Here is a 13643-nt window from a genome sequence, read left to right on the forward strand (position 1 = left end):
ATCTTTCAAAAACATTAAAATGAAATATTTATTAGTCCTACTATTAGCGGGTTTCACCTCCGGCGCTCAGATTCAGAAAGAGCAGCTCAACCTTATGCCCTGGCCTCAGAGTATTGTATTAAATGAAGGAAATTTTACTTTAACCAGAAATTTTAAAGTAAACATTACCGGAAATCCAAATCCAAGAATCTTTGGCGGTGTAACACGTTTTTTACGTCGTTTAGATGGTAGAACCGGTATCTTTTTCGAACAGGGTTTTATTGCAAAATTAAATGAAGTTCCTACAGCCGAGTTACAGATTAATTGTACCAAAAGCGGAAAGATTGCTTTATATGAAGATGAAAGTTATCATCTGGATATCACTCAGAACAAAATTACAATAAACGCAACCAGCGATTTAGGAGCGCTACATGGCCTCGAAACGTTATTGCAAATGGTACAGAATAATAGTACCTCATTTTACTTCCCAAACTCCCAGATTTCAGATTTTCCAAGATTTACCTGGAGAGGCCTGATGATCGATGCGGCCAGGCATTTCCAGCCGGTTGATGTGATCAAAAGAAATATTGACGCACTGGCAGCTATGAAAATGAACGTTTTTCACTGGCATTTAGTAGACGATCAGGGATGGAGAATTGAAACAAAAAAACATCCAAAACTAATAGAACTGGCTTCGGATGGATTGTATTACACACAGGAGGAAATTAAAAATATCGTAAAATATGCTGATGAGCGCGGTATTTTGATAGTTCCGGAAATAGATGTTCCCGGCCACGGATCAGCCATTTTAACCGCTTACCCGGAAATTGGCAGTAAAGTGATTACGCTGACTGGAGGAACTGCAGAAAAAAATATTCAGGGAACTGCTATTGCGACCTATGGAATTGAAAGAAATGCAGGTATTTTTTCGCCAACATTAGATCCTTCAAATCCTAAAACATATCAATTACTTAGTGAATTATTTGACGAAGTGTGCCCTCTATTTCCCGGGTCTTATTTTCATATCGGGGGAGATGAAAACGAAGGGAAAGATTGGGACGCAAATCCAAAAATTCAGGAGTTTAAAAAGAAAAATAAGCTAGCGACCAACCACGAATTACAAACGTATTTCACGATGCAGCTGGTGCCTATGCTTAAAAAACATGGTAAACAACTCATGGGATGGGAAGAAATTTTGACAAAAAACATGTCAAAAGATGCCATCATACATTCGTGGAGAGGACCAAATGAAGGAGTTATTGCAGGACAATCATTGGTAGACGCCGTAAAAAAAGGATACAAAACCGTTTTGTCGAACGGATATTATATCGATTTGATGTATCCGGTAGAAAGTCATTACCTGAATGATCCGATGCCAAAAGGAGCCGATTTATCTGCCGAGGAAAAAGCAAGGATTTTAGGAGGAGAAGCCACCATGTGGACAGAGCTTGCAACACCAACAACAATAGATTCAAGAGTTTGGCCGAGAACAGCTGCAATTGCAGAAAGACTATGGTCTGCCGAAACGGTTACCGATGTGGCAAACATGCGTAAACGACTTGAAGTAGTTTCGTTTAGATTAGAAGAACTCGGATTGACACACATTCGCAATAAAGCAGTTATCTTAAGAAACATCGCGAACAATCAGAACATAAAACCGCTGAGCGAATTTTCGAATGTTTGTGAACCGTTAAAAGGATATAAACGCAATAAAGGCGGAACTGAATATCAGATGTATTCTCCGTTTACCCTTTTTGCAGACGCCTGTACACCGGATGCTAAAGATGCTTTGGCCTTTGATGATGCAGTAAATCAATATTTAACCAATAAATCAACGGATAATAAGGCAAAAGTAGTGGCATATTTGAACAAGTGGATTGCCGTCAACAAAGGTTTAAATGAATTGAGTGCCAATGCACCTTTAGTTCAGCCTATTTTGCCTTTAGCTAAAAAGCTGAATGATGTGTCGGAACAATTATTACTTGTTTTGGATAACAAATCAACTTTAAAAGCAGATGATCTGAAAAAACTGGTAGAAGAATGTGACTCCAAGGATCATGCTGATGTGGAGCTGGCTGTTTACAAAAGTTTAAAGAAATTAATATAAAGTTTGGTTTGAATTAGTAGTTAGTAAGTTTAAGTTACCAGATTGTCTAGTTATCTCTATCAGAACGTTTCTGGTAGAGATAATTATAGTGACGAATTTATAACGGCTCTTTTAAACTTCAAAAATAAATTCAGAATCAATAATAAAAATAACCATTAAAATATTTATTAACCTTTAAAAACCAAATAAAAGAATACCCAAAAACATGACAATAAAGTAGAATTTTAGAAAGTAGAATTGCCCCCCAAATTTATCTTTTTTTTATTTATTACTAATTTTTTAAAAAAGAAGTATACATAAATATCAATCAATACTATTTGCTAATGATTATGGTAGAATCAGTAATAGTAATATTTATTTATAGAAGTAAATCGAATTAATTTCCAATGATTGCAAAGTTTCCATTTGCAGTCAGTTGAATCCCGATTATCGTTTTTATGTACTGAATTTCAGTATGTAAGTGATTGTAATTGGAATATTTTTTTCTATTAACCAATATTTATTAATTATGAAACATTATTACAGATTGCTTTTATTGTTATTGTTTCCCTTACTCGCGTCAGCCCAACCAGCTCACGGAAAGAAAGTAGTGGGGTATTATGCGCAATGGTCCATTTATGCGAGGGACTTTAACGTTCCGAAAATTGACGGAAGTAAATTGACGCATTTGAATTATTCTTTTTATGGGACAACTTTTGACCCTGCCCATCCGGAGAATACAAAACTTCATTGTTTGGATACCTATGCTGATTTTGAGCATATGGAAGGCGGAATTCCGTGGGATGCCCCTGTAAAAGGGAACTTTTATGACTTGAAAAAGTTAAAAGAAAAGTATCCGCATTTAAAAATTTTAATTTCTGTTGGAGGATGGACCAAAGGTCAGGATCTTTCTCCAATTGCCGCCAGCCCGGTAGCAAGAGCCGCTTTGGCTGCAGATATGGCGAACTTCATTGTTACTTATCCATTTATTGACGGATTCGACATTGACTGGGAATATCCTCTTTCCGGAGGAACAGACGGTACCGAGGTGATCAACGGGGCACCAATTCCTCCACAAAAGTACAGCCCGGACGACAACAAGAATTTAGTGTATTTACTGAAAGCAATGCGTCAGGCAATGCCCAATAAATTGGTTACGATTGCAGCCGGAAACAATGTTAGAAAAGTGGCGCAGCAATATTTAGGCCCATCTAACAGAGCACAGTACGGAATGACAGAAGACATTTCGACGTATTGTGATTATATTACTTATTTTGGCTATGATTTTGGTGGAAACTGGTATGATAAAACCTGCTACAATGCACCATTGTACGCCAGCGGAAACACAAATGACCCACTTTACGGAGCGACACAATCAGAATCACTGGATGAACTGACCAGTCAATACTTAAATGTGGTAGGATTTCCGGCGAATAAACTGATCATGGGATTGCCTTTTTACGGTAAAAAGTTTGATCATGTTGCCACGAACTCCACTAACGGATTATTCGTTTCAGCTCCAAGAGATATAGTTTCAGGCTGTACGAATCCGCAAAATCCAACAGGAACCTGGGATGGTCCGGCAGCCTGCGAAAAATCAGGAAGTATCGAAATTTGCGATTTAGTCGGAAATCCGGTGACCAATTCACACGCTTACTTAGATCCGACTACCATGTTGGTTACGCCAACGGCTGCAGCTGCAGGATGGGTACGTTATTTTGACAATACTACCAAAGTGCCTTACTTATACAATGCCACTTTAAAACAGTTTATCAGCTATGAAGATAAACAATCAATGGATTTAAAAGTACAGTATATCAAGTCCAGAAATCTTGCCGGAGGTATGGTTTGGGAATTATCCCAGGATACCAGAGGTGCTATACCGAACTCCTTATTAACCCAGGTAGATACTTCATTTGGAAGCGTTGTTCCCGGAACAGTAAGTATTTCAGGTTCGGTAAAAAACGGAGCAGCTTTAGTTCCGAATGTTACCGTTGAATTGCGCAACGCCAGTAATGCAGTATTGCAAACCGTAGTATCTACAGGAGGTAATTTTACCTTCAGCAACTTAACTTCAGGACAAAATTATATCCTTACAGCTGCAAAATCTACGTATACTTTTACTCCCGTAACGTTAACGAATGTAACAACAAACCAAACGGCAGTTGTTATAAACGGCACTCAGCCTTTATACACGGTAAGCGGAACAGTTCTTAACGGAGCAACAGGCGTTTCTGGTGTAACGGTTACAGCAACTTCTGGATCTACTGTTTTAACAGCAGTTTCTAATGCAAGCGGAGTTTACAGCGTAACAGGTTTAACAGCCGGACTTAACTTCACCGTTACAGCTGCAAAAACAGGATTCTCCTACACGCCAACTTCAACCGTTTATAATGCAATCGATGCTAATAAAACGTTGAATTTTGCTCAGGGTGCACCAGTTGTTTATTACACCGTAAGCGGAACTGTTTTGAACGGATCAACTCCAGTTTCTGGTGTAACAGTTACAGCAACTTCAACAGCCGGAACTTTTACGGCAACTTCAAATGCAAGCGGCGTTTATTCGATAGGGAATTTACCGTCAGGCGGAAATTATACCGTAACGGCAGCTTTGGCCGGACAAACGTATACGCCGGCTTCAACAGTTTATACCAATTTAACTGCTAACAAAACATTAAACTTCTCTCAGGATGTTATTGTAGTTCCTTCCAATAAAATTAGCGGAACAGTTAAAAACGGATCAACTCCGGTTGCTGGTGCAAAAGTAGAAATCGTTTTGCCGTGGACAGACAATACACACAACTGGAAAAGCGTAATTGCCATAACAGATGCACAAGGGAAATACAGCTTTGATAATTCGGTTGTAGCGGGTTATAACACTGTTACAAGTCTTAAATTAAACAGCTGGGAAAATGGTGAAGTAAGCTATTTCCCTAATAACCTGGCAAACTTTGCTGTTCCTGCAAACCCAACGGTTTACAATTTTAATACAAGCTCTACCGCAAAATCAGCATTGGCTGCCGTTGTAAATTTAATCAGCGGATCGGTTAAAAACGGAACAACTCCGGTTGCTGGTGCAAAAGTAGAAATTGTTTTACCATGGACTGATAACACGCACAACTGGAAAAGTGTTTTAGCCACAACAGATGCATCAGGAAATTATACTTTTGATAATTCAGTTGTAGCAGGGTATACACAAATTTTAAGTTTGAAATTGAACTCATGGGAAAATGGTGAAGTGACTTATTATCCAAATAACTTAGCCAACTTTGCAGTTCCAACAACTCCAACGGTTTATAATTTTAACAGACAGGCAGTGGTTGCGACTAAACCGGTTGTTACCATCACAGCGCCAACAGCTTCGGCGATTGCTATCAATTTAGGATCAGCAATTAATTTTGTTGCAAGTGTTGGATTAAGTGCTGCTGATGCCACTACAATTTCCTCTGTTGTATTCAGTTTAGATGGACAAAGCCTGAGTGCTGCCAATTCTTCGGGAACTTATACAGCGATCTGGACACCGGCAGCAAATCAGTTTTCGCTTGCTCATACATTAACCGTTACAGCTACTGCATCAAACGGAACAACAGAAGCAAAAACATATAGTTTTACATTAACTTGTTCAGGTGCAAACTGTCCAAATTCATTGCCGGTAATTACATGGAATTCACCATCGAATACTACTGTAAACCAAAGTTCTTTCCAGGTGGTGCCAATTTCAGTTAAAGCAGTTGATAGTGACGGATCGGTTTCAGGTGTTACTATTACCATAAATGGAGGTACATTTAACATGACGGCAGGTGCCAATAATACCTATACGTACAATTTTACACCAGCTGCTTATCAGGATTATCCGGTTGTAATCAAAGCAACCGATAACAGAGCTGCTGTAACTACCTTAAACAATACCATTAAAATTGCTCCGGTGAGCACTAATAGATTTATCCCGCTTCCCTCTAAAATTATTTTAGGATATGCACATTCCTGGGAAAATGCTGGTGCTCCGTTTTTATATTTCTCTCAAATGGTGGGAAGTAAATTTAACGTAGTCGATTATTCTTTCGTAGAAACAGTGAATCGTGATGGTTATACACCAGTATTAACTACAAATGACACGAGATATCTGACCAATGGTGTTTTCAATAAGCAATTATTGAAAAATGATATAAAATCCTTAAGAGATAGCGGTGTTCCTGTTATTGTTTCTATCGGAGGTCAAAATGGTCATGTTGTTCTGGATAATGTAGCTCAAAAAAATATTTTTGTTAATGGTCTGAAAGCCATTATTGATGAGTATCAATTTGATGGAGTTGATATTGATTTTGAAGGCGGATCGATGAATTTTAATGCAGGAGGTTTAAGAGATATTTCCTATGCCGGTATTTCTGTTTATCCAAGATTAAAAAACGTAGTAGATGCTTTCAAAGAATTAAAAACGTACTATGGCCCTGGATTTTTATTAACTGCAGCTCCGGAAACACAATACGTACAAGGAGGTTATTCTACCTATACAGATACTTTTGGTTCCTTCCTGCCAATCATTCAAAACTTGCGTAATGAATTGGATTTGTTAGCGGTACAATTGTATAATACAGGAGGAGAAAACGGATTAGATGGTCAGTATTATGGTTCAGCTAAGAAATCAAACATGGTAACAGCCCTAACTGATATGGTCATAAAAGGGTACAACATTGCTACAACAGGAATGCATTTTGATGGTTTACCTGCCTCAAAAGTTCTTATTGCATTACCAGCTTGTCCAAGTGCAGCAGGCAGCGGTTATTTAACGCCGACAGAAGGAATTAATGCTATGCATTATTTAAGAACCGGAACCACTTTTTCAGGAAGAACCTACACAATGCAGCCAGGCGGACCCTATCCTTCTTTAAGAGGTCTAATGACCTGGTCTGTAAACTGGGATGCCTCTTCTTGTGGTAATTCATCTGAATTGTCTAAAGCGTATGCCGCTTATTTTGCTTCGCAGTCAGCAGCAAAAACATTGTCCCTTGAAAAAATTGAAGTGAAAAGTAACACAGTAGCTTATTTTAAAAATAATGCCTTATCGGTTACAAATGAAACAGAAGATATCGCTCAGGTGGATGTGTTTAATACGATTGGACAATCAATTGTAAGTCATAAAAACATTCAGAACAATAAAGAAGTACTGCTTCAAAACCAAAGTTTCTCCACTAAACAATTATTTATAGTGATAGTGACTGACAAGGCAGGAAATAAAAAATCATTCAAAGTCATGAACTTTTTAAACTAAGGTTTACGACAAAGAATGGAAAATTTAGAAATAAAAAAATTGGGACGGTTAAAATTGAGTTTGGTTATTTATTTTTTAATCTGGTTTTTATATTTCGAATAAATGCAGTGAATTGGGGTGATTTGTTATTTGGTTTTCACCTGAAGGAGCGCATTATGAACCCGACAATTTATTGTCGGGTTTTTTTATAGTTTAAATTTTAAAAATTATATCCTATTCTTACATGTAAATCAACTGCTACTTCACCTTTTTCGCTATTTATCTTTTCCAGAAAATGTCGGTAACCAACACCAAAACCAGTTTCATAATGAAAATTATTTCCTAAGTTTCGACGAATACCCCATTTTGGAATAATAGAAATAGTACTTATGACATCAACATTTTTGTTAGAAATAACAAATACATCGGATTGGTATTTTAAATTTAGCGCAATAAAATTTGCACTGTTGTTAGCTGTAACTTTATTATTAACAGCTCTTTTTTGAATGTTATAATAGTATCTGGGTTCTAAAGTAAGAACAGGAACTACTACACTGCCAATTTTGTCATTTGAACTCCCTCCAAATAGTCCTGCGTCTACTCCTAATTCGCTTTTTAATGAAAGATTAGATAATAATCTGCTTTCATTGTTAACCCAAAAGCCTAAAAAGCCGGTTTGTATGCCGAAAATTGATTTTTCTAAGGTTGCTTTTTGCTGCGAAAGAACTTTTACTCCAAATAGCAGCATAAGGATAAGTGTCATTATTTTTAATACTTTCATAGTTTAGTTATTAATAAATTTCTATTCCCAATTTAAATCCGGCACTTTCAATATTATGATAATCGACCTTTTTATTGGATGAATTAGTAAATGTTTTGTATAAATTTTGATGGGAATAACACAATTCAAAACTGCCGAGAACCTTTTTGAAAATTACGAATCTGTACCCGACACCTATTCGCATCAGGACACCGAATTTTTCAACTTGTCCCAAATGCCCCCCTAAATCAAAAGAGGTTGATAAACTTTCTTTTGTATCGTTTAAGACCCATTTAATCCCACCAGTAACCGGGATATAATCAATTTTTGGCTGATTTATAAATTCGTATCCACTTCCTGCCCTAAAAGCAAAATGTTTAGAAATATAGTAGTCTAAATGTATACTAGTTCCCAGTATTTTAGATTTAGTACTAGTTTCGGAGATCTCATTATGTTCTGAAGGGATCTTAAAATCGTAAGGGAACAGGAGTAGTGCTGAAGCCTCAATACTAGGACCCCGATCCTTAAATTCTCTATTTTGAGAATGAACTATTATTGGGATTAATAGTAAAATTTTAAAAAACCATTTTAAATCCATGCCATGTTTCATTTTTTTTAGCCATTCCGTACAGACTAGTGTTTATGTAGTGCCAAAAATAAAATAACAAACACTTATTTTATATAAGTTTTACTTTACATTTATAATTTTAATAAGTAAATTATTTCTTATTTTTGTAAAAAAAAATGCTTTTAGAAAATTTACGAAAGATTAGAATTATCAAGGGATTTTCTCAGGACTACGTAGCTGATCTATTAAACATATCTCAGGCGGCGTATTCGGATATAGAAAGAGGTAAGACGAAAATTAATTTTGAAAAATTAAAAAAAATAGCTTCCATTTTTGATCTTGAAATTAGCAGTATTATTGACTTTCACGAAACAAAGAAGCTTGATAAATTAGTTTCTGATCATGTTAGTACAACTCCGGATGAGATGAAAACGATAATGGATCTTTTTGATAAGGAAAGACAATTATATCAGGAACAAATAGATAATTTAAAAAGCGAAATAATTTATCTGAGAAATAGATTAGATAAAAAATAAAAAGATTAATTCAGAACATTATGAGGATATGTTTTTAAGTACTTTTGGATTTCAAAAATTGTAGTAAAAAAAGTTCATGCCAAAATCAAACAACTAAATATGAAAACCTTTTCTATTCTTAAATACGTATTTCTTGTCGTTGGTCTGGGATTGCTGACAGGGGCTTTTTTTCTTTATCAGAATAAAAAAGCTTTTTTAGAAAAAGCAGTCAGCGCTCAGGGAACAGTTGTCGAATTACTGGAATCCAGATCTGATAATTCTACAACCTATAAACCTGTAGTATCCTTTACAACCAAAGAAGGCAGGCAGATTGAATTTACTTCTTCTGTAAGTAGTAATCCGCCAAGTTATAGCGAGGGTGAAACTGTTGAGATCTTGTATGATCCAAGAGATCCTAAAGAGGCTACTATTAATGGTTTTATGTCGATATGGTTTGGTCCGTTAATTGTAGGTTTTTTGGGAACAGTTTTCTCTTTAGTGGGTTTCTTCATTATTTTATTTAAAAATTTAAAACAAAGGAGATCACAATACCTGCTTGATAATGGCAAGCGTATTGCAACAAAATTTGATAGCGTACAATTTAATAACAGCTATAAAGTAAATGGCAGAAGTCCCTTCCAGATTTACAGTCAGTGGCTGGATACGCATACGAATGAATTATATATCTTTAAAAGTGATAATATCTGGTTCGATCCTACAGATTTTATAAAAATGGACGAAATCAAAGTGATGATTGATCCCAAAAATCCAAAGAAGTATTTTATGGATATTTCCTTTCTACCTAAAGTGAATAATTAACTAGAAATACGTTTTTTCATTTTCCTAATAACACAAAAAAGAAAAATCGTGTAGACCATTTTAATCTGCAAAATCTGTGTATTATCAAAGTCAAAGGACGATATCAAAATTTTGCGAACTTTGCGCAATTCCCCAGCGTTCATTGCGGTTAAAAATCAAACAAATTTCCGTGAAAAAATAAGTACTTTTGAACTTAAATTATTCCATCCAGAATTCATGCAAAGATCAATCAGCATACTACTAACATTCTTACTGTTTAACCTTTCAACAGCCCAGACAAAATTTGGAAATCCGGAAGTTGATCCCTTTCAAGTTCAAAAAAACTTTACAGACTGGTCAGCCTATCAGAACAAAAATATCATGCTTTCCAGGGATTTTGTGGCACTTGATGTTCTTTCAAAAGAAATTTCAAAAGAATCTTTTTTAGATCAGTTAGCAAACGGCAATTTTATTCCAATCCGTTTAAAATCAGAGAATTCGATTTATTATTATAAACTGTTTAAAATCCAGCCCAATTCAGATACCAGTATAAAAGCCACCATCAATCAAATAGGTTTTGATGCGCTTAAAAACTATAAAATGGAAGGCACAGCTTTTCCGAAATTTTCATTTAAAGACTTAAACGGAAATGAAGTTTCAAACGAAACGATGAAAGGGAAAATTATTGTAATAAAATGCTGGTACATTCACTGCACGCCCTGCATAAAAGAATTTCCGCAGGTAAATCGTCTGGTGGAGGAATACAAAGACCGGAAAGATATTCTCTTTGTCAGTCTTGCTGAAGATTCGCCAGAGCAATTAAAAGTATTTTTAGCGAGAAAACCATTGTCCTATGCAGTTATTCCGGATATGAAAATCTACATGAATGAAACATTGGATCTAAATGCTTTTCCAACACATTTTATCATAAACAAAGAAGGTTTAATTGCGAAAGTGCTGCCGAATTTCGAAAGTCTGGAAGTGGCATTGGCGAAGGAGAGTAAACTGTAGTTTTTTTTAACTATATAAGTGATGTAAGTTTATGTTACACAATAAAGTTGTGGCTCACTGATCCCGGAAGACGCAAAGTTTTTACCTTTTGGCATTTTTTAGTTTAGGTTTAAATGAACTGATATAACTTATATGGTAGAAAATTTCCAGATAAAGTTATTTCTGTGCTTCCCTGTTATTTTGACCAATGTGATCTTTATTTGAAATAATCCCGCAAAGGCGCAAAGACGCAAAGTTTTTTCTTTTTTTAAGTTAATAAGTTCAATCTTAAATGAACTGATATATAACTTATATGGTAAATATTTTACGCAAAGTTTTTTTCCTTTTAAATGGTTTTGAAATTAATAGCCTCAGTTTAAATAAACTTATATAACTTATATGGTAGAAAATTTCCAGACAAAAGTTTTTGTGCTTCCCTGTTGTTTTGACCAATGTAATCTCTAGTTGAAATAATCCCGCAAAGGCGCAAAGACGCAAAGTTTTTTCTTTTTTTAAGTTAATAAGTTCAATCTTAAATGAACTCATATATAACTTATATGGTAAATATTTTACGCAAAGTTTTTTTCCTTTTAAATGGTTTTGAAATTAATAGCTTCAGTTTAAGTGAACTGATATAACTTATATGGTAGAAAATTTTCAGACAAAATTTTCTGTGATTCCCTGTTGTTTTGACCAATGTAATCTCTAGTTGAAATAATCCCGCAAAGTCGCAAAGACGCAAAGTTTTTTCTTTTTTTAAGTTAATAAGTTCAATCTTAAATGAACTGATATAACTTATATGGTAAATATTTTACGCAAAGTTTTTTTTCTTTTAAATGGTTTAAAATTAATAGCTTCAGTTTAAGTGAACCTATATAAGCAGAAAATTTCCTCCTAAAGGTTGTTTTCTTTGTTTCTCTGCGTCTTTACGTAAAAAATATTTTTCGGAGAAAAACTTAGCACCTTGGCACCTTTGCAACTTAGAACCTTTTTCCGTACTTTTGCACCAAATTAATTAAAAAGACATTCATGTTAACAGTCAATAATTTATCAGTTCAATTTGGCAAACGAATTTTGTTTGACGAAGTAAATACGACATTCACACACGGAAATATTTACGGCGTTATTGGAGCCAATGGTGCTGGAAAATCTACTTTTCTAAAAATCATTTCAGGTGATATCGATCCAACTTCAGGCCACATTCATTTAGAGCCCGGAAAACGTATGTCGGTTTTAAACCAGAATCACAACATGTTCGACGAGCATACTGTTCTGGAAACCGTTTTGATGGGGAATAAAGTTTTGTACGCTGTTAAAAAAGAAATGGATGAACTTTATCTGGATTACAACGATAAGAACGCAGACAGAATAGGGGAGCTTCAGGTTCAGTTTGAAGAAATGAACGGATGGAATGCCGATTCTGATGCTGCTGCAATGTTGTCTAACCTTGGAATCAACGAAGAGCACCATTATACATTAATGGGCGATCTTGAAGGAAAAATTAAAGTACGTGTGCTTTTGGCGCAGGCCCTTTTTGGAAACCCGGATTTGCTTATTATGGATGAGCCTACCAACGATCTGGATTTCGAGACAATCGCCTGGTTAGAAAATTTCCTGGCAAATTACGAAAATACTGTAATTGTAGTTTCTCACGACCGTCACTTTTTAGATTCGGTTTGTACCCATATTTCTGATATTGATTTCGGAAAAATAAACCATTACTCAGGAAACTATACCTTCTGGTACGAGTCCAGCCAGTTAGCAGCAAAACAACGTGCGCAGCAAAACAAAAAAGCGGAGGAAAAGAAACAGGAATTAGAAGAATTTATTCGTCGTTTTAGTGCGAACGTTGCCAAATCGAAACAGGCAACTTCCCGTAAAAAAATGATCTCTAAACTGAATATTTCAGATATCAAACCATCCAGCCGTCGTTATCCGGCGATCATTTTTGATCAGGACCGTGAAGCAGGAGATCAAATCCTGAATGTGGAAAATTTAAGCGCTTCTGTAGATGGAGAAGTTTTATTTAAAGATGTGCATCTGAATATGGCAAAAGGCGACAAAATCGTTCTTTTTTCGAAAGATTCACGTGCTACAACGGCTTTCTACCAGATTTTAAATAATGAGCAAAAAGCAGATTCCGGGAATTTTGACTGGGGAATTACCACCAATCAGGCCTACTTGCCGGCGGAGAACCATTCGTTTTTTGAAAATGATTTGAGTTTAGTAGACTGGTTACGTCAATATGCAAAAACAGAAGAGGAACGTGATGAGGTATTTATCAGAGGGTTTTTAGGAAAAATGATTTTCTCCGGAGAAGAAGCCCTAAAAACAAGCCGTGTATTATCAGGAGGAGAAAAAGTACGTTGTATGTTATCCAGAATGATGATGGAGCGCGCTAATATCCTGATGCTTGACGAACCTACGAATCACCTGGATCTGGAATCGATCACGGCTTTTAACAACTCCTTAAAAAACTTTAAAGGATCTGTAATTTTCACCACACATGACCACGAGTTTGCACAAACGGTTGGTAACAGGGTAGTGGAGTTAACACCAAACGGAGTTATCGACCGTTACATGACTTTTGACGAGTATCTGGAAGATGAAAAAATTCAGGAGCAAAGAAAGAAAATGTACAATCTGTAATTCTTGTGGTTGTAAAGAATCAATACTAATTAAGGATTAGAAATATTTAG

At 35.8% G+C, this 13643-nt stretch carries 8 protein-coding genes; 6 read left to right on the top strand and 2 right to left on the bottom strand.

Annotated features, from left to right (window positions below):
* The first annotated feature begins 19 nt into the window (after positions 1 to 19).
* Positions 20 to 2086: a beta-N-acetylhexosaminidase gene (locus LPB89_RS10530; protein ID WP_230701701.1), complete on the top strand. Its 2067-nt coding sequence runs from the start codon at positions 20 to 22 to the stop codon at positions 2084 to 2086.
* Positions 2087 to 2594: 508 nt separating this feature from the next.
* The gene (gene chiA / locus LPB89_RS10535; RefSeq protein WP_230701702.1) at positions 2595 to 7334 is read left to right on the top strand and encodes a T9SS-translocated chitinase ChiA; all 4740 of its coding nucleotides are present in this window, start codon (positions 2595 to 2597) and stop codon (positions 7332 to 7334) included.
* 199 nt (positions 7335 to 7533) lie between these two features.
* Here the strand turns inward: chiA and LPB89_RS10540 are convergent, their stop codons facing one another.
* Positions 7534 to 8094 carry a hypothetical protein gene (locus LPB89_RS10540; RefSeq protein WP_230701703.1) on the bottom strand — a complete coding sequence of 187 codons (561 nt, stop codon included), beginning with the start codon at positions 8092 to 8094 and terminating at the stop codon, positions 7534 to 7536.
* A 10-nt stretch (positions 8095 to 8104) separates the two neighbouring features.
* Complete coding sequence (locus tag LPB89_RS10545; RefSeq protein WP_230701704.1) at positions 8105 to 8683, bottom strand: hypothetical protein; 579 nt, start codon at positions 8681 to 8683, stop codon at positions 8105 to 8107.
* A gap of 134 nt (positions 8684 to 8817) precedes the next feature.
* Between LPB89_RS10545 and LPB89_RS10550 the strand changes: the two genes are divergently transcribed.
* The 4 genes from LPB89_RS10550 to LPB89_RS10565 all read left to right on the top strand — a co-directional run bounded on the left by LPB89_RS10550 (position 8818) and on the right by LPB89_RS10565 (position 13593).
* A complete protein-coding gene (locus tag LPB89_RS10550; RefSeq protein WP_127338767.1) occupies positions 8818 to 9177 on the top strand; it encodes a helix-turn-helix domain-containing protein in 360 nt (119 codons plus the stop codon).
* A gap of 99 nt (positions 9178 to 9276) precedes the next feature.
* Positions 9277 to 9975, top strand: a complete 699-nt coding sequence (locus tag LPB89_RS10555) for a DUF3592 domain-containing protein (protein WP_230701705.1) — start codon at positions 9277 to 9279, stop codon at positions 9973 to 9975.
* A gap of 216 nt (positions 9976 to 10191) precedes the next feature.
* Positions 10192 to 10965, top strand: coding sequence for a TlpA disulfide reductase family protein (locus tag LPB89_RS10560; protein ID WP_230701706.1), 774 nt, complete (start codon positions 10192 to 10194; stop codon positions 10963 to 10965).
* A 1008-nt stretch (positions 10966 to 11973) separates the two neighbouring features.
* A complete protein-coding gene (locus tag LPB89_RS10565) occupies positions 11974 to 13593 on the top strand; it encodes an ABC-F family ATP-binding cassette domain-containing protein (protein WP_127338769.1) in 1620 nt (539 codons plus the stop codon).
* Positions 13594 to 13643: the final 50 nt, after the last annotated feature.

The organism is Flavobacterium sp. ENC, assembly GCF_020991415.1.
In the GTDB taxonomy this organism is placed as follows: Bacteria; Bacteroidota; Bacteroidia; order Flavobacteriales; family Flavobacteriaceae; genus Flavobacterium.